Origin of the sequence: Trichococcus flocculiformis, assembly GCF_963662535.1 — a bacterium.
GTDB lineage: Bacteria > Bacillota > Bacilli > Lactobacillales > Aerococcaceae > Trichococcus > Trichococcus flocculiformis.
This window is the reverse complement of the sequence record NZ_OY759718.1, coordinates 969494-993258: the sequence shown is the minus strand read 5'-3', so window position 1 is coordinate 993258 and position 23765 is coordinate 969494. Positions and strand designations below refer to the sequence as shown.

The window sequence follows — 23765 nt, the reverse complement described above, 5'->3', positions numbered from 1 at the left end:
CCGTTCCGCCTCCTTTTAGTTGCGTTTGCGTGCCCGTTCCGCAACCTGTTCCAGATACAGTTGCATATCGAACTTGCGCTTCAGGCCTTTGTCATTCATGAACCGGACATTGCCGAAGATGGCACGTTCCCCCCACGGCCGGTCATGCTTGCCGAAGCACCAGCTCACTCCGGCAAACCCGTTCGGATCGCGGCCGTCCAACAGGTACTTATTGTTCAGATAAATGGCTTTTCGATAGGCTTCCTCCGGCGTGCTGCTCCACTCAAGAATTTTCTTGGCCCAGTACATCCGCATGTACCCATGCATTTTACCGGTCAGGTTCATCTCCAGCTGCGCGGCGTTCCAATAGTCGTCGTGGGTATTGGCCGCTTCCAATTCCTCCACAGAATACAGATATTCGCGTTCATCCGCCAAGTGCTTGTCCAGTGTCTTCTTGGCCCAATCCGGAACAGCTGCATAGGAATCGTACTGTTCATTGTAGTAAACGAAATTGACGGCCAATTCTCTTCTGACAACAAGTTCCTCGAGGAAACTTTGCTGACTTTCGCCGTCCATCCCCATCAGTCTGCGGTAGATATAGAGCGGTGAAATCTGGCCGAAATGGAGATAGGGACTCAGATTTGAGGTGATGGGTTCGCCGGGCCGGTTCTTCCGTTCGCTGTACCCGGACAGTTTATTTTCGATGAAATCCTCCAGCCAGCGCTTGGCTTCGCTCGTTCCGCCGATGTAATCCGAAACGCGCGGGACACTTCTGTCGATAGCCAACCCTGCCAAGGCCTTTTCAGTATCCGAAACGTCATACGCCTCGAACGGAAGCTCCGCTGCTACGGATGGATGTTGGCAGACGGTCTCCTCCAATGGCGCCAAACAATGCGGCAGGATTTTCTTCAGCTTGGAGCGCAGGGTCGCGGCGGAATATTCCTCTTTCGGAGAAGCCAGTTCGACCGGAACAACGACATTGCTTTCAATCTGAACGACGGCACATTCAGCACCCTCGGCCAAGGTAGCGCGCCATTGCCGCTCGATCCGGAGATAACCGCGGTCGACCACCAACAGGGCCGCCAATCCGGAAATTTCCAATGCTCCTTGTTCCGGCGATATTTTCCGGATCAGCATTTGGATGCCGCGTTGCTCCAAGGCGGCCTTCGTTTCCTTCAGCCCTTCCAGCATGAATGCATAGTGGCGCTCATTGGCTTCCGGAAAACCGTCCGTAATCCCGAAGTAAACGACCAGCGGCTTCTCGAGCCTGTTTGCCTGGCGGATCGCGTATTCCAAAGCATGGTTGTACTCCGCCCGCTGCGAGCTCTGCATCCAATAGACGACATAGGGTCGCTCCATCGCTGTATTTTTAGCGTTCAGTTGCTTGATTCTTTCTTCCAGTATCATCCGGTTTCCCCCAATTTGTGTGCGTTTGTTGTTATTCTTATTATAGAACATCGCTCCGACTCCTACTAATTTTACGAATCAAATCAAACTGAAACGGTGCCCTTTTTGAGCGGAACAAACAGTACAGTATGCAGAAAAAATGCTGAAACGCACAAACGGCCGATGGGGCGTTCTGTCGGCTGTTTATGCGTTTTCTATACCTCTTGTCGGCTGTTCCACATCCGCTCCCTAGAGATCAGCCGACGAAGTGAGCACCCGTTGACTGTTCGTCCTTCATTTTTCCGACAATAGTCGACGGCCGCAGCTTATGTTGACTGTTCCGCATTCACTTTTTCCGCAACAGTCGACGCCTGAAGCGCTTGTCGGCTATTCCGCAAATATCCTGCCCTCAACAGTCGACGAGTCCGCGCAAAAAAGCTGATTCCGTTTTTGGAATCAGCTTCTTAGAAAGAGAATTTTTACATTTCCTTATAGATTGATGCGGATTTCTTCAGCCAATGCTTCGTACGCATCATCTGTCAAGGTCACGCGGCCTGGGTTCATGTCGAAAGTCGAGCCCCATTCGAAGGCATCGTCTTTGTATTTTGGCACCAAGTGGAAGTGCAGGTGTTTGCCTGTATCGCCGTAAGCTCCGTAGTTCACTTTTTCAGGGCTGAAAGCTTTGTGCAACGCGTTCGCAACTGTAGCGATATCCGCGAAGTAGCCGTTGCGCTCCTCATCCGTGATGTTCACCAATTCGCTGACGTGGTCTTTATAGGCAACGATCACACGGCCTTTGTGGCTTTGTTCTTTAAAAACATAGACTTTGCTGTAAGACAATTCGCAGCAAGGGTACCCGAAAGCCAACACCATTTCGCCTTCCATGCAATAGGCGCAATTTTCATCTTTCATTAACACAGACCTCCTAGAAATATACTTCCGGTTCATTATAGCACTTTTAAGCGCCTACATTTTGTCCATAATCCAACAGTATTGCGGACAAATTGTGAACATACTGGATCTTTACTTAATCAAGGTGGTACTTCTTTTCCACATAACCGACCATGGCCCAAGCTGTCAGATGTACCAAAATCAGAAATGGGGTCCCCGGAAAAAACAGCAGCACTGCATAGCTGGCAAAAAACCGCCCCTTCAAATAAAAACAGTCTTTAAATGGTTTCTCCGCAATCAAACTTCCCAAAAGCCGAAGGATACCAGCAGATATAGCCAGACATTTCGTTTCATCTCTTCACCTCCAAATCCATTCCATAAAAATATCATTCTTCTGAATAGCCAAAAAACTCTAAAATTTTCTCCAGCACTTGGTAATCTGGGACATAACCATACCCCGCGGATTGATCTTCACTGATGCTGAAGGGTGCTGATCCGATAAGTGTTTCCTGATGGATGATAGTGCCAGCAGACCTGTCCAGGATGGTTATTTGTACATAGCGCGTGTAGGCAATCCCTTCATTTGAGTAGGTTCCAGTTTCCATATAATAGCTACGCAGTTTCACCAACACGTTCATTTCGGCATCAGATGTCGCCTGCAATTCCTCTGGCAAATCAAAATAGTGCGGTGAATATACGTACTTTTCTCCGACCCCGTCCTCAACAGATTCATTAGTTTCGATGATGAACACTTTGGCTGGCATCGGAGCAGCCGATTCCGCAAGCACGCCTTGGATAGCCGCATACGTATCCACATTCCCGATCAGATCGCTGCTTTCCAGTTCGCTGATTTGGCTTTCCCTGATTGCTTCCGGATCCGAAGATGAGGCAGCTTCATCGCTCGCTGAACCGCAGCCCGAAAAGATAAACAACAATAGGATCATGATGAAGAAAAACATGCATCGGCGTTTGTTATTTTTGATCATCTGAAGTCCCTCCTTGGACTAAAAAACCTGATGACAAAGGAAGACAATCGACTATTCACTCCATTTTGTAACCGTTCTTTTTCGCCCTCATTATAACATATCACGAGCGCCTGAATCGCTTATGCCCTCAGGTAACACACAAGAAAAAGACCATACAGAAGTCCCTTTTCCCAGGAAGTCTGTATGGTCCAACTAATTGTTTATTTACCCAAGCGGTCCGGCATCATGAACTCCATGAAGCCCCAGACGCCGTTCGCGAGGAACAGTTCTTCGCGATCGTAATTGGATATTTCTTGGCGGATCAAATCATCCTTTTTAGCGAGGGCTTTCGCGCCCCAATGCGGATCGATCAACAAAGCACGTCCAACGGCAACAAGCTCCGAATTTTCCAATACGTGCTCCGCATCTTCGCTCGTGCGGACATCGCCGACGCCGACCAACGGCACGCGTCCGTTGATTTGCTCATGAATGTACGCCATCATACTTTTCTCTTTATGATCCTCAGAAACGGAAACCAATTGATGGTCCCTCAAGGAAATATGCAGATAATCCAAGCCTTTATCGGCCAATTGATCCACTAGGAACAGTGTATCTGTAAAGCGGATACCAGGATTTTCATATTCTTCAGGGGAAAAGCGGTAGCCAACGATAAAATTCTCGGCACCCGATTCATCCACGATTGCTGTCACTTCATCAACCAATTTGTCGATGAAACTGAACCGTTTTTCCAACGTGCCACCCCATTCGTCGTCTCTGCGGTTGGAGTGCGGCGAGAAGAATTGTTGCAACAAATAAGTATTTGCACCATGCAGTTCCACACCGTCAAACCCTGCTTCAATCGCGCGGCGAGTCGCGGCTTTGAAGTTTTCGATCAGATCAAGTATTTCATCATCTGCCAATGCTCTTGGCGTTTCGGCATTCGGTCTTTCGGCAGCAATCGCACTTGGCGCTACTGGCAGAACGCCACGCAAAACGCTTGAATCCGTCATGCGGCCACCGTGGAAAATCTGCAGGATGGCTTTGGTGCCGTTTTTCTTGATGGCTGCAGCCAATTTGCTCAAACCCGGAATGAACACATCGGAAGCGACGCTCAATTCGCCTTCCCAGCCTTTGCCGTCGTTCTGAACATTTGCAGCGCCTGTGATGACCGCGCCTATTTCACCGGAACGAAGCGCATAGTAATTGATCTCGTCGGTTGTCACTACCCCATCATAGAAACTCATTTTCGTCGTCATCGGTGCCATCATGATGCGGTTCTTAAGTTCCAGGCCGCGTTTGAAAGTCAGTTTGCTGTTCATTGTTGACATATTTTTCTCTCCCTTGGATCGCTTTATTTCATTCTACCGAGCTTGCCGGAAATTCCCTAACAAAATGCTCGACCGCTTCAAATTGCATGCGCATGCATATATTTTATTATAAGGAATCCTTTTTTGCAAGAGCCGCGCTCCTTGAATATGCTTATCGACCGAAAAAAGACCGCGGAACAGCCATCCCGCCAGCGTCCACAGTCTTTCATCATTTATTTTTTTACATTTCCAAAAATCCGATCAGTAATCAGTCTGTGCGCTGACTGCGCTCCAATCCTCGATTTCCTGCAATCGTTCCTTCATCTCGGCGGACACAATCCTCACTGCATCCGAACCCAGCAACAACCGTTTCGGAATGTTCTCTTTTTGGATAGTTTCGTAGATGACTTCTCCCGCTTTGTCCGGATCGCCGGGCTGGTCCTGGTTGTCAACGATGTTCTCTTTTCGAGTTTTCCAAGCGGTATCGGCATAATCTTCGATCTGCTTCTGCGTACCTTTCAGGGAAGTGTCGTAGAATTTGGTCCGGAATGCGCCTGGTTCCACGGTCATCACTTTGATTCCCAACGGAGCGACTTCCTTCATCAAGCCGTCAGTCATCAATTCCAAAGCGGCCTTGGATGCAGCATAATAACCGGAACCGACACCTGAGCGGGCGGCAGCGATCGAGGAAATATTGATGATGGCGCCTTTCTTCTGCGCCCGCATGTATGGCAAGACTTGCTTGATCAATTCAATCGGGCCGAAGAAGTTCGTGTCGAACAGCAGATTCACGCTTTCTTCTTCGCCTTCTTCGATGGAAGAACGGTAACCATAACCAGCGTTGTTCACGAGGACATCCACCCCACCAAAATTATCAGCTGCCTCTTTTACGGCGTCCGCGATACTTTCTATATTTGTGATATCCAGAGGCACCGCGATAGCAGTGTCGGGATAATTTTCGACGATATCCGCCACCGTGGAAATGTTCCGTGCAGTCACTATCGCGTTATCCCCATGTTTTAAAACTGCTTTTGCGATTCCTCTGCCGATACCACTGGAGCAGCCTGTAATCAACCATGTTGTCATAATGTTTCCTTCCTTCCTGAAGCTGTTTATTTTGATCATTGCGCCTTTTTGCGAATCAAAATGGCGCCACTCGCATCACAAACAGAAGTATACACCTTGGAGTGCACTTCAAGGGAAGCGTTTTATTTTTGAAAATTACATTTCCACATTTTCTATTTTTATTTCCTGATCGGATGGCGAACGACCGTCTTCATCTTTTCCGGAGCTACTTTACGCGGATTGTTCAGGTAAATTTCATGATGCCTACGGATTGTACCGTCTGGACTCATTTCCGAAATGGCATTGACGTATCCATTGGCTGCAGCAAAATCGTCGATAGCCTTGACCGTCACTGCTTCCGTATCGTAGGGACCCATATGCATCATCTGAACGCAAAGCCCTTCCGTGAACTCCGCTAACCTTGCCTTGGCGAGGTCAAGTTCCGGTTTCTTTTTCTTCAATTCCTCAACGGCCCATCGGAATACTTCATCGGTTACAAATTCCGGCTGCCGGATCATCGCTGTCCAGATCAATTTGTCCTTTTGGCTCGTGTCAAAGGGGCGATCAATCTCCGTCCACCATAAGCCTTCCAATGGCGGAACGACATATTCGAAGAAATCCGCCGGGTCATTGCCGCTTCTGCTGCTCATTTTGATGGTGTAGGACAGCCCGTAAAGCATTTCGATTGCTTTCGCGTATTCCCCCGATTCATCATTGGGGTTCCCCTTGCCGTCAACCATGATGAATGTCATTTTCGGCACATCGACGATCACAGGGATAGTCTTGGGTTGGTAGAGGTTCTTGGATTCTTTTTTGAAATCTAATGGACCGGGCATTTCATTTTTCCTCCCTTAATCGTTCAAATCAGTTATAAATAAAATAATGCGGCAAGGATGGAAAGTGCAACAGCATAGTAGTGATACCATTTCTGCTTCATTTTATGAAGCAGAAATACACTTATTGAAGCAACTAATAATAGGACCAACCCCACTACAATGGGACTTTTGTACAATTGCACACCAATTCCGACCATAAAAGTGGTAAGTGAAGCAGTCAGCACGCCGGCTTTGAGCCAATCATATATCGTCGTACGGTATACGATCAAACATAGGCCAAGCCAAATAATCCCATACCCAACGCGCAATTGTGACACAAATCCATAGGAACCATCCTGATTTGCAAAGGATTCAAAAACCATGAAGATCAGAAAATACAGCATAAAGGCAACTGCCAAAGTAAGTAAGCTCGCTATTGTAACAAGCAATCCTTCCTTAATGATTCCAGACTTTTTGTTCATATGTCATCCAGCTCCTTTCCTTATATCCGCTTATAATACTCCTTGAGGTTCATCCAGTATAGAAGTGATATCCTTTATAAATTCCATCGTCTTCTTTTCAATCTGCTTCTTGAGTTCCTCTGGATGGTCAAAATCCGGCTTCTCAACCAGAGTTGATTCTATAATGGAATCAACTCCCGGAATAACCTGTGATAATTTATATTTACCAATATTATCACTGCTCATCAACGCGATATACTCAGCTTGAATTTTTCTGTTATTCCCAGCCAACCAAACTTCGAAAACGCCTTTTTCATGCAAATAAACTACGGCAATTTTCAGCTTCTTATTTTTCAAATCAGCAGGCGTAAAAGCAAAATACGTCATATCCATGTAACCAAAATATAAATTACCAGCAGTATAATCTGGGTACTTGCTTTCCAGATAGGAGCGGAGTTCTGACATAAAAGTCATGATTCCTTTATAAGCTTTCTGAATCCGCCCTTTGCTTAGCTGCGTAGCATATTCCTTTATACTTTCGTTTATCGATTCCATAATAGTGCTCCTCATTTAGAATAAGCATCCTGAAAATAGACAGAAACAGCCTCCCGCTTTTTTAGCAGGTACTTTTCAATCCCATTATAATGCGAATACCGCGTAGATGCCCTACGTACGACAATGCAAATGGCAGATAAAGAAGACGCCCTGACTAAGGATGTCTTTACACGATAGGAAGTTCGGGCAACGATGCGTCAGTGCGGGAAAGCAATTTCAGCGAGTGTCCATGCGATGATAATTATCCCAACCGGAATGGACAACAACGTCAGCAAGGCTCTGTCCTTGTATTTGATAATGGCTATCAGCCCCATGATGAAACCGATCACTCCCAGCAATGCAAGGACGGGCGTCGGTAGAGGCAGTCTGATTGTAGCTCCAATTGCCGTCATTTTGATGGCCATCAGCACGATGAATGCCATAGTCAAACTCGCTGCCCATTTCCCGGTTGTCGTTTTGGACCAAAATTGCATTTTCATGATCGTTTCCTCCATATTCTTGTTCAAGGTAAACTGCCGTTGCTTGTTATCCCTCACGATAGAGCTTCCCGTTAATTTCTGTGGGCACAACCACCCTATCAGCTTCTATGATCCACAGGCTTTCCTTTTGGTTATTGCGTTCTATTTTTTATAAACCGAATCCATTCCTCGCCGCAGAATCTTCTTTAACAACACTGTTCTAGCTCGGATTGATCTTCAAATCCTTGAAAAACCCTTCCGTGCCTTCCTCGACCCAAAGCGCAACATCACCTTCCGCATCCGGCCCGAGCTTCAGATCGTTGACCACCAACACGGGATGCTTCGAATTGTTCACATACAATTCGGCATGTTCTCCGTCCACTTTGATCTTCAAATCGATCCATTCATCCAATCCCATGTCAGCGTAGGATTCGTACTCGCCTGGACTTTCGGATCTGAAGCGGTCGAATTTGTAGTCAGGGTAGGAGAAATATTGTGTGGCGCGGTTCCTTCTCAGTTGGCTTTCATTCCTGCCGTTCGTCGGACGAATATAGAACGATTCGAAATGCTCGTTGTTTTCATCGATGCGGAAAGCAACACCGAGGAATCCTCTGGCGAATTCGGGCGCGTCAGGCAAGAGACGGCTCAATACCTTCCCTTCGATCGTGCCGTTCTTGAATTTAGTGCCCACCAACCTTGCAAAGGTTGGTTCATCAAAAGCTTCGATTTTCGGATCTTTCGTGACCCTAAGTACTTCCGTTCCGTCAAAATCAACGTTTTTAATAAAGGAACCAACTGCGGTAAAGTTTTCTGCTTTCATAGGTATGTTCATGCTTTTCTTCCCCTTTACATGAGTGATTTATGCTGTTCTTATCATCAGTCTAGCACGATTCTAGAATCTGTAAATTACGCACTAAAAGGTAAGTATGGAAGGAAAGAATGCCCGTGTCATCGATTTCTACGGAAACCTCATAGTCATCGCTTCCCTGCACGTGAAAAAAGTAGGTGTTGCCCCTTCGAACATAATCCTCATCCAGGTTGCCGCCTATATAATAATTATACCCTCTATCCAAAATGGTCCGGTTGATGAGATTTTGGAAATTGTTGATATTCACCGTTTTTTTTCACTTCTTTCTTAGGAAATAAAGGAATGATCAAGTGCAATCGACCCCTCAGAAAGTAACAACCTTATCAGCCCACTCGACCATCTGGACGCAATCAATCATGGTGCTGATCGGGCAAACATCCGAGCCTTCCATGTTGCGTGACTTCAGGCACGTGCCGCAAGCCAATATTTCACCGTTCAGTTCGGCAAAAGCTTGCACTTGTGCGGCCACATCGTATGTTTCGTGGGTCATGTTTTCGATTTCGACTGCTTCGCCCATCAGGAATACTTTCACTTCATGTCCGGTCTTCTTAGCGGTCACGGCGAACCTCATGGCGTTCCAAGCTTTTTCGTATTCCTTTGTTTCGATGATGATTCCTAATTTCATTGTGATTCCTCCAATTTTCTATTTGCCCTTATCTTTTGATTTGATGTACCTCTTGGCGTTCTTGATGCCGCCGAAATCAGAAAACATCGTACTGATTTTCTCTTTTTCAATCTGTTTGGAATTCATACCCTCGTATTTGGCTTCCTTCTTCAGCTTTAGGTAGCTCTGCAGCCGTTCTTCGGTCAGTATGCCATCCTCTATGGCCTTCCTGACCATGCAGCCGGGCTCGTTTTCATGCTTGCAATCTTTGAATTTGCATTGTGCCGCCAATTCATCGATGTCGACGAACGTCCTCGCCAGGTTCGCGCTCTCCAAACCGAGTTCGCGCATGCCCGGCGTGTCGATGATGCAGCCGCCCGTCGGAATGAGGAACAGTTCCCGGTTTGTGGTGGCATGCCGGCCTTTGTCATCTCTTCTGATTTCCCGCGTTTCGTTCAGTTCTTCCCCAAGGATCCGGTTGATCAAGGTTGACTTTCCCACACCGGATGAACCGATGAAAACAACGGTCTGGCCCAGTGTGATGTATTCCAGTACGGCCGTGTATCCGTCCTCGCTCAGGCTCGACGTGACCAGCACATCGACTCCGAAAGCGATCGTCTCGATTTCACGCAACTTTTCCGGGATATCCGCGCACAGATCCGCTTTCGTCAGCACGATCACCGGCATTGCCCCGCTGTCCCACGCGATTGCCAAGTAGCGTTCCAGCCTCCGCAGATTGAAGTCATTGTTGAGCGACATGCAAATGAAGACAATATCGATGTTCGCTGCCACAACCTGGACGTCATGCGCTTTTCCGGCTGCTTTGCGGATAAAGACGCTTTTCCTTTTCAGTGTCTGGTGGATGATGGCATGGTCCTGGCTTCCCTCATTCCGGTCGATCATCACAAAGTCGCCGACTGCCGGATAGTCCGACATATCGACTGCAGCATGGCGCATTTTCCCGGATATTTCGGCCAGCATCTCCGATTCTGCGGTCGCAACCCGATACAATTCCTTGTATTGCGCGATGACTCTTGCCGGATGCAGATCCGGATTAAGGGTCGCCTCCTGCGCGAACCTGTCCGTGAATCCCAGATTTGTTAATTTGTCAGGCATTTTCTTCCCTTCCTTTCGAACAAAACCGCTATGTCATTCCAGAACCATTAACCACAATTTTTCCGACTCAATCACGAGTTCCGCCACCAATTTTATGAAAGGTCCGTAATCCATGGTCGTGTGGGCGTGATCAAGCACCTTATAATAGTCAGCACGGTTTTCGTTTTTGATGATGATTGGTGGATAGCCGGATTTCATAAGTTCAAAGTTCAACAACAACCGTGATGTCCTGCCGTTTCCGTCAATGAACGGGTGAATTTTCACGAATTCGCCATGCAGTAAAGTCGCCCGCACAACGGGGTGATACCCAAGCCATTCGTTCTGATATTCGGCAATCAATTTTTGCATATATTCGCTTATTTGATAATGTTTCGGCGGAATATGCTTTGCACCACTGATCACCACATTCTCGCTCCGATATTTCCCCGCATTTTGATTATCAATTTGCTTCAGAACCAGCGCATGAATGTTCTTGATGTTCCATTCGGAGAGCGGTTCTTTTTCAGAAACAAGTTGTTCGATGAAAAGAATGGCGTCGCGGTGATTGATGATTTCCAGATGTTCGACCAGGCTTTTTCCGCCTATCGTTATCCCTTCGAGAACGACTTTCGTTTCTGACATGGTCAGTGTGTTCCCTTCGATCGCATTGCTGTTGTAAGTCCACTCAACGATCAGTTTTTCATGGAGGGAATCCGCCAATCCCTTTGAAAACGGTCTGTGTCTATTGATGGTATCCATCGCCGTATCGATTTGGCTGAAATCGTATCCCAAGCCGAGATACTTTTTTTGTTCACTTTGCCTTGCATCCACAGGTTTGTGCGCATCAACAGGGATTGCCCAGTTCCGACCGATTTTGACTGCCCCTTCAATCCGACCTTCTTGGCAAAGTTCCCGAATCCTGCGTTCGCTTATGTCCCAATTGTTGCTTGCTTCTTTTGTGCTGATGTATACCATAATCGCTCACCTCAACTCCATTTTATGCTTCCTAGTGTTGAAAAGCAATATCATTCCGACCTCGGAATGATAGGTAATGAACAGTTGGTGGAATTCCAGCTCAACAAAGTAAAAAGCGAGAAATGGTTCAAAACCCATCTCTCGCTTGATTCTGTTATCGGTTGCTGAATGTGACCTCGACACTCCCTCGTCCCAGCGCTTGAGCAAGTCCAGTTGGGTCTTCAATCCTCCCGATTGGCGTATAGCTGTAGGAGGTCGAAAAATCTTTGTAGAAAATAACCAGACAGTCGGAACCGTACAACATCACATCCCCGGATTTGATTCTGCCGACTCGTTGGGAGTCCGTTGGCAAAGTCTCCAAAAGATAATGAAATTTTTCATTCCCATTCAGTTCATCCATTTTTAAAGTCATCGGCAACTTTTGGGTCAATGCCTGCGTTGTCGCATTGTCATGTAGCGACACAGCATAACGGGTGTTTCCGACTTGAATACTCATCATTGGCATGGCGTCATCCCTTTCTTGTGGGCTGGATTCGGTGAGCATTTGGTCTGTTTCTGCAACAAGTCCGGCGTCATTCGACGGCGGATTATTGGTACAGCCAACCAGTAAAACCGCACAAAATGCGAATAAAAAAATAAACTCAACTTGTTTAGGATTTTTCATTTGAACCGCATCTTTTTGACAAATTTTCCGTGAAGAAAGACTCCAGTTTATCGAACGGAATCAGATCCGTTCTGTCGTACAGATCCACGTGGCCAGCGCTGGCAACTTCAAACAGTTCTTTCGGTTCTGCAGCCATTTTGTAAGCATCCTCGCTGAAATATTTCGAATGCGCATGCTCACCGATGATGAACAGGATCGGTCTAGGAGAAATCGTCTGGATGTAGTTCATCAACGGGAAGTTCATGAAAGCCATGGCGCTCGTCTTCGTGAACGCGCCGATCGAGTTCGGGTGGAAGCCGCGTTTCATCGCATAATAGCCGAAGAATTCACTGCTGATCGGATCCATTCCTTCAGGGATAGAATCCACAGGCTCGCTTGGGAAAGTAGGCGTCAATTCCGGTTCATCGCCCTGGAAATCTTTCCAGCGTTGTTCACCTAGTTGGTCAAAAAGCTGTGTGCGTTGCTCATCCGTCATGCTGTCTGCCCAACCGTAGCGCATCACCCGGCTCATATCGTACATGCTTACTGTGGCAACTGCTTTGATCCGCGTGTCGACCTGCGCCGCTGTCACTGCAAACCCGCCGCTGCCGCAGATGCCGATCACACCTATTTTGTTTCTGTCCACGAATGGACGCGTGCCGATGAAGTCCACAGCTGCACTGAAGTCTTCGGCAAAGATGTCCGGAGACGATACGTGTCTTGGCGCGCCGCTGCTTTCACCGTTATAGGATTCATCGAACGCAATCGCAACAAATCCGCGTTCCGCCATATTCTGCGCATAAATCCCTGCGCCTTGCTCCTTGACACCGCCGTATGGTGTACCGACGATAAGTGCAGGATATTTTTGGGATGTGTCGATGTCCTTAGATAAGTATAAATCCGCTGCAACGGTTATGCCGTAGCGGTTTTTAAAAGTGACCTGTTGAACCGTTACCTTATCGCTGAGTTCAAAAGTTCGGTAAGTATTCTCTGTCATATCATTTCCTCCAAATTATTCATGATTATGTTCGTTTAATCTCTAAGCAGTACGCTTAAGTTGATTCTACGACTTCACCTGAACATGAAGTCAAATGTTTTTCCGAAAATAATTTTATGGAGGTTGAAAATAAGGGATTTAGAACTATTAAATCATTTGACGCTTACCTGTGTTTTTTAATTATCCTGTCAGCAGCTAATTTACCTGTGATGATGCATGTGGGTGTTCCGGCTGGATTATAGGCCCATTGCCCTACTTGATAAATATTCAGAATAGGCGTCCGTACTGATCTGTTTACATGCTGCATTTTATAAATAACCGGGATCGGGGCTTCAAAAGACCAGCCCACGATTGCCCCACCCGTGCTCCCGACTCGGTTTTCAACACTTAGAGGTGTAAAGGAAAATTGCTTCTCCACTTTATCTTTCAACTCAGGACATAAACTTTCAGAAAGCACACTGATTATTTTATCTTCGATTTCCCTTCTGAATTCTTCATACCAGCCAGATTCTTCAACTTTATAGAACAATTCCGCCTCCATAAGCAGGCTGACGATCAAACCCGTTTTGCCTTCCGGGGCCAAGTCAGAATCTCTCATAGCCGGGATCGCTATTTCATAAGTGTTGTATTCCAGGAAACGATCCAACCAGGAAAAAACTTCTTTTTTATCCGTCTCTCCCCATTTTTCCAGCATTCCCTTAAGTTCACTTTTATTGATGTTGCCCAAACCTTTTCTGGATGGTGTGTAAAACAGATGCCCATTGAAGGACTCCTTAAAATAAGACACCGGCAAATCAACTTCCAAATAGAGCGAGAAGACAGATTCGCTAGGTTTGCCTTTTGCCATCAATGCCTTTGTTGTTTCAAACTTTTCTTTTATTTTTGGGGCCAAGTTACCCAAATCAGTGATAGTGTAAAAAGTTTTTAGGTCTGCAGCCCAAACAAGGTCTTCATAATGGTATTCGTTGTTATTTTCATCGACAAGCACCTGTTGGTCGGAATGGATTTTTTTTACAACCGTATTCGGGAGTATGTCACCATTGAATGCTTGTATTTTTTCCACTAACGCTTCAGCAAGCTTGCCTGTACCCCCTTTTGGGTACACATAGCTGCTGTACAACGTGAAATAACTCAATGCAAAAAATGTTGGTGTGCCTTTAAAGAAATGTTGTGAAATGATATCGATAAGGGACGGATCTTGAATAATTTGTTTAAGATATTCATCACTAGGTTTGGAAAGCCTTTCAATCCTGCTCATCGCAAAGATAAACTTCGGCAGCCATGGCAAAAGTTCTTTCATTACGTACACCTTATCTCGCTTGATATCTTTAAATAATGGATTATCAATGCCATAGATGATATCGATCAATTTCATTATTTTAATCATAACTTCTATGAATGCATCGATATCCTCCACGCTATCTGGATAGAGACTTACCAACAAATCTCTGTATTCGCCAACAGAATTTGGGCCTTCAATGCCGATGATTTTATCCTCAACACCAAGGGAAACCTTGCTTGAGACAACCTCAATATCAAGATTCAAGTCTTTCAGCATAGCTAAAACGACTCCTAAGATTGCTCTGGCTCCAGCATCAAAGACGAAACCATCCCTTTCAAATGAGTTTACCAAGCCACCAAATTCGGCATTTTTTTCGATAAGCAAAATTTTCTTGCCTGCTTGAGAAAGAAATACTGCAGACGTAAGCCCGGCAAGTCCTCCACCTACAATTATGGCATCATATCTTTTTTGATCCGCATTATTCATTCAAATTCCCCATTTTCAAACTTATTTCCCACAGAACGCTTGCATTTTCATCATCCAGCGCTGGTGGAGCAGGCTCTTCACGCGTTGTCAGATTGAAAAATTCACCACTGCATGTCTTCAGATCTTCAGAAACTCCTAAATAATATATCGCTTCTGCTGCCACCGAAACAGGGTTTAACGTTTTGTCCAATACATTCTTCTTGAACCACTTGTATAATGGACCATTATCTTGTCCTGTGGCTGTTTTTACAGCTCCAGGATGCATCGCATTGATGGTTACACCCGATCCTCGGAAATACTCGTCAAATTTCAGCATCGCTAAGAGTTCAGCGAGTTTGGCTGTACCGTAGCTTTTCAAACCGGAATAATGTCTTTTTGACCAATCGAGATCGTCAAAACGCATCCCCCAAGCTGCAAAGCGATGCCCTTCTGAGTTTACCAATAGGATCCGACATTTCCCCTGGGATTTTAGTTTTTCTTTTAAGATGTCGTTCATGATGAAAGAGGAAAGGTAATTTACCATAAAGACTTTCTCAATTCCATTTGAAGTGATTTGTCGTTTTGTAAGATAAATGCCAGCATTATGAATGATGATATCAATTGGTTTCTCAATTTCCAGCAAACGATGGGCAGCTTTATGTGTATCATCCATGCTGCTGAAATCAGCCAAAATATAATCACACTTTACTTTGTACGCACTCTCAATTTCATGCTTCAAAGCTTCTGAGCGCTCTTTGTTTCGGTTGATGCAGATCAGATCCGCACCTTTTGAGGCAAATTTTTTAGCAACGGCATAGCCGATTCCGGAAGTAGCCCCAGTTATGACAACCAGCTTGCCCTTGCAATCATCCACACAAATCAATGGACTTTTGGAGTTGTTTTTTATCATGGCCAGTACATTGGAGAGACGGTATTCTTTATAATATTTCCAGAATTTTATCCCATTATTATCCATGTTTGTCACCCAAATTTTTTCTTCATGAATTTTCTGTATCTTTTACCGAATGACGGAATGTTATCAAATATATCTCCCCACAGATCATAATAATCCCGTTGCTCAATAATTTTGCCCTGCTCATTTAGGGTTAATCTTGAAAAACCGTATAAGATGGAGCTGGGATACTTCTTATAGCTGATTGTCATCTCCCATTCGATGAATATATCATTCCCCTGTTGCACAACTTTAACCAATTTCATATTCAAATCTTTTGAGCGTTCTGTCAGTCTATCCGTCATTTCCTTGAATGCCGCAATACCTCTAATCTCCTGTATTGTATCTTTAAAGTAAATAGTATCGTCATAGTAAGGTAAGATGTGTGACCAATCGGGTTTTCCATCGGTATTATAGGTTTTTGACCAGAGTTCTTTTACAAGTTCCAGCGTGAGCCTGAACGTTCTTTCCGTCTTAAATTCTTCCATATACATCATCTCTTTCTGCATATTTTGAATTCTCTATTTACTGTTATTTTAGCATATTGTCGCCAACATCCCTAGTGACGAAGTTCACCAACATTTGACGGTCCACAGCGGAAATGGCGATCAGAATTCAGAAGAGCTGCTCAGCGTGGCGCTCAAAATTGTCGAATACGTGAGGTAGCTCCGACACTTTGGCACCAGTTTGAGCCGAGATTGTCGAATGTCGAGAAACATTCGACAATTCGACATCTTGCCGGATCGATATTGTCGAATAACTGAGGAACATTAAATAATTTGGCCCTGCTCGCAGTCAAAAAAAAAACAAGAATGCAATGAATGCATTCTCGCTTTTTTTACAGATGTCAGGTTGCTTCAGTTAATGACCTTATCGCAAAGACAGTCTCTGTTTATTATTTTATTTAGAATGAACCGTGGATAACGCGTTCCAGCAAGTCGGAAATTTGTTCTTTCGTTGCTTTTGCTAATTCCAACGCATAACCGGATACACGAATGGTAGCTTGTGGATAATTCTCTGGATTTCTCAACATTTCTTCCAGGCCTTCTTTAGAAAATACGTTTACGTTTAAGTGATGTCCGCCATCTTTTCCAAAGTATCCGTCCAACAGCATCGTTAAGTTTTCTATTTGAATATCACGTTCTCTTCCTAATGCTTTAGGATGAACTGCCCATGTATAGGAAGATCCATCTTTAACGTCTTCAAAATCAATCGTACTTACTGATTTCAATGCTGCCAGCGCACCTTTGTAAGGGCTGCTGTAGCTAGGGTTAGCTCCTGGAGACAATGGCGTGAATGCTTCTCTGTAGCCTTTGTACTTCGCATCTTGTCCACTGAATAGCGCACCTGTTGCTTTTCCGTAAACGATATTTGAAGTAATCGTCAAAATAGAAGTTGTGATTTCAGCATTACGGTAAGTAGGTTGAGCTTTCAACTTGCCGACAAATTTCTTGATCAGCATGTCAGCAATTTCATCCGCTTCTTTTTCGTTGTTACCGAATGTCGGGAATTGTTCTCCTTCAACGACATAGTCGATCGGGAAGCCTTCTTCGTCACGAACGACACGGACTTTGGAATATTTAACAGCACTCATTGAGTCAGTTGCCAATCCGATACCCGCAATACCTGTAGCCATCATTCTGTGGAGTTTTGTATCCAGCAAACCAAATTGAACAGCTTCGTATGCATATTTATCGTGCATGTAGTGGATGATATTCAATGCTCTAACATAAGTTGTCGCTACCCAATCCATAACAGCATCGATTTTTTCCATCAGTGTGTCATAGTCCAAGTATTCATCTGTAATCGGTTCTAGGCCATCGATAACTTTACTTCTATTTTTCTCATCGTAACCACCTGTAACGGCATACGTTAAGATCTTAGGAAGGGACGCTCTGGCACCGAAGTACTGGATAGAACTGCCTGTATCCCCTGCTGTCGGGCTTACGCAACAAGCGATTGAAACGTCATTACTTCCATAATAGTGACGCATAACATCGTCATTCTCATATTGGATCGCACTTGTATCGATACTTACTTTTGCACAGAAATCCTTGAATCCTTTAGGAAGTTTTTCATTCCACATCAAAGTCATGTTAGGTTCTGGTGCGTTCCCCATGTTATAGAGTGTCTGCAAGAATCGGAAGGTATTTTTTGTCACCAATGAATTGTTGTCATCAAGCATACCTGCAAATGTCAATGTTGCCCAGGTTGGGTCTCCCGCAAACAAAGCTTCGTATTCTGGTGTTCTGAGTTGACGAACGATACGGACTTTCATTACCAAGTGGTCGATCAATTCTTGCGCTTCTTTTTCAGTCAACGTGCCTTCTTGGAGATCACGCTCGATATAGATATCCAGGAATTCTGCAATACGGCCTAAACCTTGTGCAGCACCGTTGTCTTCTTTGACCATAGCCAAGAATCCTAAGTAAACCCATTGCACTGCTTCTTGTGCATTTTCTGCCGGTCTGCTGATATCAAAACCATAAATTTTGCCTAGTTCAATCAGTTTGCCTAATGCACGATATTGCGTTGAAACTTCTTCGCGCAAACGAATGTCTTCTTCAGTATATGTTTTTGCTTGCAAAGCGTTCCAATCATTCAGTTTTTGTTTCTTCAAGTAATCCACACCGTACAATGCAATACGTCTGAAATCAGGAATGATTCGTCCGCGACCGTAAGCGTCAGGTAATCCTGTAACGATCTTGTTGCGTCTAGCCATGCGAATGTCGTCATCGTAAGCATCAAAGACGCCTTGGTTATGCGTTTTGCGATGTTCTGTATAGAACTCATCCAATTCCGGATCAAGCTCATAACCGTAAGATTTTAATGCTGTTTCTGCCATACGGATACCACCATAAACGTTCAAGCCGCGTTTCAATGGTTTTTCTGTCTGTAGCCCAACGATTTTTTCTAAATCTTTGTTGATATATCCAGCCGGATGAGAAGTTATTGTACTGACAACAGAAGTGTCTGCATCCAAAACCCCGCCATTAGCGATTTCTTGTTTTTTAAGTTCTATGATCTCTTGCCATAACTCATTTGTCGCTTCTGTAGGTCCTTCCAGGAAACTGTCATCGCCAACATATTCTGTATAGTTATCTTTGATGAATTCTTGGACGTCAATACCGTTTTGCCATTGAGAACCTTTAAAACCACGCCACGCATTATTCATAAACTAATTCCTCCGCATCTCAGTAGTTTGTTTTTATATTCACATTATACACCATCACGAATGATTTTATAACAGTTATCCTAATTTTTTTTAAAAAAGTTAAAAAAGCTTTTAAATAGGGGTATCTCTGTTATATAATCAGACGCTAAACTGTATCAATTGTTATATAACTGACAAATTCTAACGGTCTTCACATTTTTTTCGTTTGTATCCTCACTCTATACGATAAAAATTACACATTTAATGTCTTACAGATTCAGTCAGGGTTTCCATACGCAATGCTTCCCTTTTCGGTGGCAGTCGTCAAATAAAGTGCAAATCCGGCAACGATCAGCTCGGAAAGCACAAATGATGACCAGATCCCTGTCATTCCCCAATGGCTGCTCAATAGGATTGCCATCGGTACGATAACCGCAAGTCCCCTCAGAACCGAAAGGACAAAAGCGGCCCGTCCCTTTTCGGTTGCGCTGAGTATCATCGCCGTCACGATATTGATTCCGACAAAGAAAAATCCAAGAAAATAGATTTTCATTCCGCTGTCAGCCAACTTTAGTATCACCGGATCATTTTCATTGTTAAACAGGCCGATCAACGCTGCCGAGTTGAAGAAGGTCCCCAGGTAAATCAAGGCAGCGATGAAACCCGCCGTCAACAGTGCATAGCGGTTCACGCGCCGGACCGTCTTGCGATCCTTCAGACCATAATATTTACTGATGAGCGGTTGCACACCCTGCCCCAGCCCGGTAAAGATCGCGACTGCCACAAAGGCAATATTTGCGACAATCCCGTAGGCGGCAACCCCTTTGTTTCCCTCGAGCCCCAAAATCAACAAGTTGAAGGTCGTCAGCACAACTGCCGAGGATACTTCCATGATGAAAGTGGACGATCCCAGATTAAGGATGTCCTTGATTGCCGGACGCGTCAACTTGTGCTTCAAAATAGCGGGCCGGGATTTCTTTTTTGCGAAATGGATCGAGAGGATGCCTAGACTGATGATCGGGGCCAAGCTTGTCGCAAAAGCGGCACCAAACATCCCCATTTTTAGAGGGAAAAGGAATATGTAATCCAGGATGACATTCGAAACACTGCCGCCAATCATCGCCAGCATAGCCAGTCTGGGATTGTTGTCGTTCCGGACGAAAGCCAGGACCGTATTATTCAGGATGAAAAATGGCGCAAACACCATAATCGTGGCCATATAGGCATGTGTCAAAGGCAATGTCACTGCATCGGCACCCAAAATCGATGATAATGCCTTCGAACCGAATAATCCGAGCACAGCGAACAACAAGCCTGCCAGAGTACCAAGCTTAAGCGCCCCTGCAAAGACCGCCTCTGCTTCTTTGTGTTTGTTCCGGGATTTCAGGATACCGAAACGGGCTGCTCCGCCGATGCCGATCATCAGACCGATTCCGAGGATGATGCTGAAAACCGGGATGGCAAAATTCAACGCCGCGATCCCGGTAGCCCCCAAAGCTTTTGCGATATAATACGTGTCGGCCAAAATATAGAACGACACGCCGATCATGCCCAAAATATTCAGACTGACATACTTCGAAAAGTCCTTCACTAGTGATTTTTCCATGCTGCTGTCTCCTTCCAAAATAAAAAAGGTGTCCCGGAAACACTCCTTCAAAGACCTACGGAATGTTTCTGAACACCTTGAACTCTCTGCCCGGTGGCAAAAAGAGGGTTATCTATTAGATTGCTATCATTTGATTATATTTTTTTCGAGAAAGATTGTCAACGCCGTATTCACACGGGGTGAATGGATACCGGAGTATTTCAGAAATAATAAACGAACCTTCCTTATCATCCGTCGATCACTTACCTAAACTACTCTCCAAGCGGTTGATACTCCGCTGCCAAACCTCTTTGGACACCTGGCCGCTCTGCAATACGCTTAGACCATTCCAAAAGATGCGGATATTCATCCAGATTCAAAAATTCATAGGATCCTTTATACAGTTTTCCCAAAGCTAAACGACCGTACCAAGACCAGATGGCAATATCTGCGATGGTATAGGCATCCCCTGCTATGTAAGGTCGCTCCGCTAAGGTTTTATCGAGCAGATCCAGCTGGCGTTTTGTCTCCATCGTGAAGCGATCAATCGGGTATTGCATAGGCTCCGGAGCATATGCAAAAAAGTGGCCAAATCCTCCACCAACATAAGGTCCCGCCCCTATTTGCCAGAATAACCAATTAAGGGTTTCGGTCCGGCCATGGATATCTGTCGGGATCAGTTGGCCAAATTTCTCTGCCAAGTAAAGAAGAATGGATCCCGATTCAAAAATTTCCAAACGCGGACTTAGACTTTGGTCAACCAAGGCCGGAATTTTGGAGTTCGGATTAATCTCGACGAAATCCGAACCGAACTGGTCACCTTGCCCGATGTTGATAGTGTACAAGTCATAGTCTGCACTCGCTACACCTAATTCTTTCAGTTCTTCGAACATGATTGTTACTTTTATGCCATTCGGTGTTCCTAATGAATAGAGTTGAAACGGAGCCTCTCCGACTGGTAATTTTTGTTCGAATCGACTGCCGGCTGTTGGACGGTTGCCCACTTTATTTGAGTTCTCTTCTTTCCACTGCCATACTTTTGGTAATTCATATGCCGTCATAATAGCACTCCTCATCATATTTATTCGTTACTTCATCATACTACGCACAGGTCAATATGCCCAAATTTTTGCTTATCTATCTATTTCGATTGTTTCGATCCACGCTTTCTTAGGAAAGTAAGCGCTCAAGTTTAGACAGTTCCCTATATCAGCCTGTCTTTGCGGAATCCTGCCGTCATAAAACGCCAGGCCGCTTTTCGGTTTGTCAGCCAAGCAATCTGGGCGTCGTTTTTGAGGTTGTTCAATATTCTCGGTACAAAATATTTTGCGACCGTTTCTGGTTTAAATGCCAATATATTGAATGTCTTTCTGAACTTTTCATCTGAGAAGACCTCAGACGGGTGACCGTCAGGCGTTTTTTTGATAAAATCAGTCAGCACCATGCCAGGGGATAACCGCCCGGCTATTACATTGGTACCCGCCAGTTCCTTGGCGAGTCCTCTCATGAAGTACGTCAAGGCGTGCTTAGTCGTACCGTACAATATTGTTTTTGATTGGACCATGTTGTTTGAACCTAGACCCTCCATACTGCAGATCGCACCATGTCCTTGTTTCAGCATTCCCGTTGCCGCAATCTTAAAAGTTCAACTACAACCATTCTATCTTCTGTGGTTACAGGTATTGCTGTAACCATAATGATTTCATCAGAAGAAGTTTCTATTTTGATAACGGTATCATTTTCATTATAGGCTCTCATAGAAATACAATTCTTGCATGCCGCGCCCTTCCCCCAAATACCAAAACAGGACTCCAGAACCGAAATGAGTTCTTATTGATTTTTATATTTAACAAATAAGACTTCCTTTTTTATAGGATCTACAATCCTTACCGGTTCATAGATTTTATCAAATGTTGTTAATTGAGTTAAGAGTGTCTCAAACTCATTCAAATTTATTTCCACTTATTCACCTCTTGTTTAGATTTAACGTTACAGCAACATGCGCGCTAGTTTCTCATTTTAAAATACATCAAAAATCCATCATCACTTTAACCTCACGCAAAAAAACAACCCCCTGAGAATAACGTAAATACGCCATTCTCAAAAGGCTCATACTTTTATTTATTGCGTGTCAACGCAACAACTGATTCAACATGGCTCGAGAGGATAGAATGAATGTCATTTGAGTATGTCCGTTCTCGGAAACATATCCACGGTGTTTTTGGCACTATCGGTAGACGGGAACATATCCACCCTCGCTCGTACCTTTATCAAAAGGGCACTCTAACTAGGAGTGTCCTTAATTATAATCATTGATATACTTAACGTTATTTCTTCTTCACTGGAATCCAGATTTCACTTCGATACTTTGGATTTCCAGTGTCTGGACTCTCGTTCCACAAAATTTCAGGGCCTTCAACTGTCTCATATCCTGAAGATGGAAACCACTCTGAGTATATTCTGCCCCATACATTTTGAAGTGTTTCTGGGAATGGTCCAATGGATTCGAAAACTGCCCAGGTACTGGCTTCTATTTTCAATACATCAAATTCTGCTGTTTCATCACTTGAAGTCGCTACACCGATGTAATGATCCAGCTCACCCTTTTCTTCCATTCTTCCTTCCGAGAAGTTAGTAGATGCACTAATAATCCCTGTTGGTTCTACATTTGAAAGTGCTTTTAATTCTTTAATAACCTCAGGGGTTAAAAGTCCAGTCATTTTTGCAATCTCTGGATTGACACCTTCAAAAATAATTGGAACTCTCTTCTTAAATCCTACTAACTTAAAAGGTCCTTTCTCAACAATACGATAATTCATTTCGCATCCTCCTTTAATTGATAATTGAAAGGTCATTCGAGGATACGCTTTTAATTGTGTATTCTCACTCCTTGCTTCAGAAGGGAGAATGCCATGCATAGAATGAAAAGCACGGGAAAATGAGTCAGCTGAATTATAGCCATATTTGACGGCTACATCAATTATTCTCAAATTCCTATCTTTCAAATCAAGTGCAGCCAGCGTTAGTCTTCTTCTCCGAATATATTCTGATAAGCTAATACCTGCTAAAAAAGAAAACATCCGCTTGAAATGATACTCTGAGCAGTAAGCAATTTTTGACACTTCACTATAATCAATATCCTCCGTTAGGTGCTCTTCAATATAAGCCAATGCTTTATTCATACTACTTAACGAATCCATCAAACAACCTCCTTTCATCATCGATATTATCAAAGGATGTGCTTACCCATCCGACAATCTGTG

The 23765-nt window shown here is 44.6% G+C and carries 24 protein-coding genes; 1 reads left to right on the top strand and 23 read right to left on the bottom strand.

Features of this window, described 5'->3' with window-relative positions; translation table 11 throughout:
- Nucleotides 1-15 precede the first annotated feature (15 nt).
- The 10 genes from ACKPCD_RS05000 to ACKPCD_RS04955 form a co-directional block, all read right to left on the bottom strand.
- Complete coding sequence (locus ACKPCD_RS05000; RefSeq protein WP_321434179.1) at nt 16-1437, bottom strand: deoxyribodipyrimidine photo-lyase; 1422 nt, start codon at nt 1435-1437, stop codon at nt 16-18.
- Between the two features lie 417 nt (nt 1438-1854).
- The gene (locus ACKPCD_RS04995) at nt 1855-2277 is read right to left on the bottom strand and encodes an HIT family protein (protein WP_321434178.1); all 423 of its coding nucleotides are present in this window, start codon (nt 2275-2277) and stop codon (nt 1855-1857) included.
- A 365-nt stretch (nt 2278-2642) separates the two neighbouring features.
- Complete coding sequence (locus ACKPCD_RS04990; RefSeq protein ID WP_321434177.1) at nt 2643-3242, bottom strand: hypothetical protein; 600 nt, start codon at nt 3240-3242, stop codon at nt 2643-2645.
- Between the two features lie 200 nt (nt 3243-3442).
- The gene (locus ACKPCD_RS04985) at nt 3443-4549 is read right to left on the bottom strand and encodes an NADH-dependent flavin oxidoreductase (RefSeq protein ID WP_321434176.1); all 1107 of its coding nucleotides are present in this window, start codon (nt 4547-4549) and stop codon (nt 3443-3445) included.
- 240 nt (nt 4550-4789) lie between these two features.
- Nucleotides 4790-5614, bottom strand: coding sequence for an oxidoreductase (locus ACKPCD_RS04980; protein ID WP_321434175.1), 825 nt, complete (start codon nt 5612-5614; stop codon nt 4790-4792).
- Nucleotides 5615-5772: 158 nt separating this feature from the next.
- Nucleotides 5773-6429, bottom strand: a complete 657-nt coding sequence (locus tag ACKPCD_RS04975) for a GyrI-like domain-containing protein (RefSeq protein ID WP_321434174.1) — start codon at nt 6427-6429, stop codon at nt 5773-5775.
- A 32-nt stretch (nt 6430-6461) separates the two neighbouring features.
- Nucleotides 6462-6890 carry a hypothetical protein gene (locus ACKPCD_RS04970; RefSeq protein WP_321434173.1) on the bottom strand — a complete coding sequence of 143 codons (429 nt, stop codon included), beginning with the start codon at nt 6888-6890 and terminating at the stop codon, nt 6462-6464.
- Between the two features lie 30 nt (nt 6891-6920).
- Nucleotides 6921-7424, bottom strand: coding sequence for a DUF7000 family protein (locus ACKPCD_RS04965; RefSeq protein ID WP_119094086.1), 504 nt, complete (start codon nt 7422-7424; stop codon nt 6921-6923).
- Nucleotides 7425-7621: 197 nt separating this feature from the next.
- Nucleotides 7622-7903, bottom strand: coding sequence for a hypothetical protein (locus tag ACKPCD_RS04960; RefSeq protein WP_119094141.1), 282 nt, complete (start codon nt 7901-7903; stop codon nt 7622-7624).
- A 199-nt stretch (nt 7904-8102) separates the two neighbouring features.
- Complete coding sequence (locus tag ACKPCD_RS04955) at nt 8103-8714, bottom strand: hypothetical protein (RefSeq protein WP_068562507.1); 612 nt, start codon at nt 8712-8714, stop codon at nt 8103-8105.
- Nucleotides 8715-8808: 94 nt separating this feature from the next.
- On the opposite strand from ACKPCD_RS04955, the gene ACKPCD_RS04950 reads away from it, so the two are divergent.
- Complete coding sequence (locus ACKPCD_RS04950; protein WP_321434172.1) at nt 8809-9021, top strand: hypothetical protein; 213 nt, start codon at nt 8809-8811, stop codon at nt 9019-9021.
- A gap of 33 nt (nt 9022-9054) precedes the next feature.
- Here ACKPCD_RS04950 and ACKPCD_RS04945 read toward each other — a convergent pair whose 3' ends face one another.
- The 13 genes from ACKPCD_RS04945 to ACKPCD_RS04885 form a co-directional block, all read right to left on the bottom strand.
- On the bottom strand, nt 9055-9375 hold the full coding sequence (locus ACKPCD_RS04945) for a DsrE/DsrF/TusD sulfur relay family protein (RefSeq protein ID WP_321434171.1): 321 nt from the start codon (nt 9373-9375) through the stop codon (nt 9055-9057).
- Nucleotides 9376-9393: 18 nt separating this feature from the next.
- Complete coding sequence (rsgA, locus tag ACKPCD_RS04940) at nt 9394-10470, bottom strand: ribosome small subunit-dependent GTPase A (protein WP_321434170.1); 1077 nt, start codon at nt 10468-10470, stop codon at nt 9394-9396.
- A 33-nt stretch (nt 10471-10503) separates the two neighbouring features.
- Nucleotides 10504-11424 carry a Fic family protein gene (locus tag ACKPCD_RS04935; protein WP_321434169.1) on the bottom strand — a complete coding sequence of 307 codons (921 nt, stop codon included), beginning with the start codon at nt 11422-11424 and terminating at the stop codon, nt 10504-10506.
- 154 nt (nt 11425-11578) lie between these two features.
- Nucleotides 11579-12088 carry a cyclophilin-like fold protein gene (locus tag ACKPCD_RS04930; RefSeq protein ID WP_321434168.1) on the bottom strand — a complete coding sequence of 170 codons (510 nt, stop codon included), beginning with the start codon at nt 12086-12088 and terminating at the stop codon, nt 11579-11581.
- The gene (locus tag ACKPCD_RS04925) at nt 12075-13064 is read right to left on the bottom strand and encodes an alpha/beta hydrolase (RefSeq protein WP_321434167.1); all 990 of its coding nucleotides are present in this window, start codon (nt 13062-13064) and stop codon (nt 12075-12077) included. Before ACKPCD_RS04925 ends, ACKPCD_RS04930 begins: the two co-directional genes overlap by 14 nt.
- Before the next feature lie 163 nt (nt 13065-13227).
- Nucleotides 13228-14832: a phytoene desaturase family protein gene (locus ACKPCD_RS04920; RefSeq protein ID WP_321434166.1), complete on the bottom strand. Its 1605-nt coding sequence runs from the start codon at nt 14830-14832 to the stop codon at nt 13228-13230.
- Nucleotides 14825-15787, bottom strand: a complete 963-nt coding sequence (locus tag ACKPCD_RS04915) for an SDR family NAD(P)-dependent oxidoreductase (RefSeq protein ID WP_321434165.1) — start codon at nt 15785-15787, stop codon at nt 14825-14827. The genes ACKPCD_RS04920 and ACKPCD_RS04915 overlap by 8 nt, the downstream gene beginning before the upstream one ends.
- 5 nt (nt 15788-15792) lie before the next feature.
- Nucleotides 15793-16251, bottom strand: coding sequence for a nuclear transport factor 2 family protein (locus tag ACKPCD_RS04910; protein WP_321434164.1), 459 nt, complete (start codon nt 16249-16251; stop codon nt 15793-15795).
- A gap of 416 nt (nt 16252-16667) precedes the next feature.
- On the bottom strand, nt 16668-18938 hold the full coding sequence (gene pflB / locus ACKPCD_RS04905) for a formate C-acetyltransferase (RefSeq protein ID WP_321434163.1): 2271 nt from the start codon (nt 18936-18938) through the stop codon (nt 16668-16670).
- A gap of 256 nt (nt 18939-19194) precedes the next feature.
- Complete coding sequence (locus ACKPCD_RS04900; protein WP_321434162.1) at nt 19195-20523, bottom strand: MATE family efflux transporter; 1329 nt, start codon at nt 20521-20523, stop codon at nt 19195-19197.
- A 251-nt stretch (nt 20524-20774) separates the two neighbouring features.
- Complete coding sequence (yghU, locus tag ACKPCD_RS04895; RefSeq protein WP_321434161.1) at nt 20775-21563, bottom strand: glutathione-dependent disulfide-bond oxidoreductase; 789 nt, start codon at nt 21561-21563, stop codon at nt 20775-20777.
- Between the two features lie 143 nt (nt 21564-21706).
- Complete coding sequence (locus ACKPCD_RS04890) at nt 21707-22138, bottom strand: SDR family NAD(P)-dependent oxidoreductase (protein ID WP_321434540.1); 432 nt, start codon at nt 22136-22138, stop codon at nt 21707-21709.
- A gap of 691 nt (nt 22139-22829) precedes the next feature.
- A complete protein-coding gene (locus tag ACKPCD_RS04885) occupies nt 22830-23702 on the bottom strand; it encodes an AraC family transcriptional regulator (RefSeq protein WP_321434160.1) in 873 nt (290 codons plus the stop codon).
- Nucleotides 23703-23765 lie beyond the last annotated feature (63 nt).

What these genes read in the sequence shown, in the direction of transcription:
- ACKPCD_RS04980 (WP_321434175.1), bottom strand. Translation starts at nt 5,614, where the DNA reads ATGACAACATGGTTGATTACAGGCTGCTCCAGTGGTATCGGCAGAGGA.
- ACKPCD_RS04990 (WP_321434177.1), bottom strand. Translation starts at nt 3,242, where the DNA reads ATGATCAAAAATAACAAACGCCGATGCATGTTTTTCTTCATCATGATC.
- ACKPCD_RS04900 (WP_321434162.1), bottom strand. Translation starts at nt 20,523, where the DNA reads ATGGAAAAATCACTAGTGAAGGACTTTTCGAAGTATGTCAGTCTGAAT.
- ACKPCD_RS04985 (WP_321434176.1), bottom strand. Translation starts at nt 4,549, where the DNA reads ATGTCAACAATGAACAGCAAACTGACTTTCAAACGCGGCCTGGAACTT.
- ACKPCD_RS04920 (WP_321434166.1), bottom strand. Translation starts at nt 14,832, where the DNA reads ATGAATAATGCGGATCAAAAAAGATATGATGCCATAATTGTAGGTGGA.
- ACKPCD_RS04965 (WP_119094086.1), bottom strand. Translation starts at nt 7,424, where the DNA reads ATGGAATCGATAAACGAAAGTATAAAGGAATATGCTACGCAGCTAAGC.
- yghU (WP_321434161.1), bottom strand. Translation starts at nt 21,563, where the DNA reads ATGACGGCATATGAATTACCAAAAGTATGGCAGTGGAAAGAAGAGAAC.
- ACKPCD_RS04935 (WP_321434169.1), bottom strand. Translation starts at nt 11,424, where the DNA reads ATGGTATACATCAGCACAAAAGAAGCAAGCAACAATTGGGACATAAGC.
- ACKPCD_RS04925 (WP_321434167.1), bottom strand. Translation starts at nt 13,064, where the DNA reads ATGACAGAGAATACTTACCGAACTTTTGAACTCAGCGATAAGGTAACG.
- ACKPCD_RS04945 (WP_321434171.1), bottom strand. Translation starts at nt 9,375, where the DNA reads ATGAAATTAGGAATCATCATCGAAACAAAGGAATACGAAAAAGCTTGG.
- ACKPCD_RS04960 (WP_119094141.1), bottom strand. Translation starts at nt 7,903, where the DNA reads ATGAAAATGCAATTTTGGTCCAAAACGACAACCGGGAAATGGGCAGCG.
- ACKPCD_RS04995 (WP_321434178.1), bottom strand. Translation starts at nt 2,277, where the DNA reads ATGAAAGATGAAAATTGCGCCTATTGCATGGAAGGCGAAATGGTGTTG.
- ACKPCD_RS04915 (WP_321434165.1), bottom strand. Translation starts at nt 15,787, where the DNA reads ATGGATAATAATGGGATAAAATTCTGGAAATATTATAAAGAATACCGT.
- ACKPCD_RS04975 (WP_321434174.1), bottom strand. Translation starts at nt 6,429, where the DNA reads ATGCCCGGTCCATTAGATTTCAAAAAAGAATCCAAGAACCTCTACCAA.
- rsgA (WP_321434170.1), bottom strand. Translation starts at nt 10,470, where the DNA reads ATGCCTGACAAATTAACAAATCTGGGATTCACGGACAGGTTCGCGCAG.
- ACKPCD_RS04910 (WP_321434164.1), bottom strand. Translation starts at nt 16,251, where the DNA reads ATGGAAGAATTTAAGACGGAAAGAACGTTCAGGCTCACGCTGGAACTT.
- ACKPCD_RS04970 (WP_321434173.1), bottom strand. Translation starts at nt 6,890, where the DNA reads ATGAACAAAAAGTCTGGAATCATTAAGGAAGGATTGCTTGTTACAATA.
- pflB (WP_321434163.1), bottom strand. Translation starts at nt 18,938, where the DNA reads ATGAATAATGCGTGGCGTGGTTTTAAAGGTTCTCAATGGCAAAACGGT.
- ACKPCD_RS04930 (WP_321434168.1), bottom strand. Translation starts at nt 12,088, where the DNA reads ATGAAAAATCCTAAACAAGTTGAGTTTATTTTTTTATTCGCATTTTGT.
- ACKPCD_RS05000 (WP_321434179.1), bottom strand. Translation starts at nt 1,437, where the DNA reads ATGTTCTATAATAAGAATAACAACAAACGCACACAAATTGGGGGAAAC.
- ACKPCD_RS04885 (WP_321434160.1), bottom strand. Translation starts at nt 23,702, where the DNA reads ATGGATTCGTTAAGTAGTATGAATAAAGCATTGGCTTATATTGAAGAG.
- ACKPCD_RS04950 (WP_321434172.1), top strand. Translation starts at nt 8,809, where the DNA reads ATGGAAGGAAAGAATGCCCGTGTCATCGATTTCTACGGAAACCTCATA.
- ACKPCD_RS04955 (WP_068562507.1), bottom strand. Translation starts at nt 8,714, where the DNA reads ATGAACATACCTATGAAAGCAGAAAACTTTACCGCAGTTGGTTCCTTT.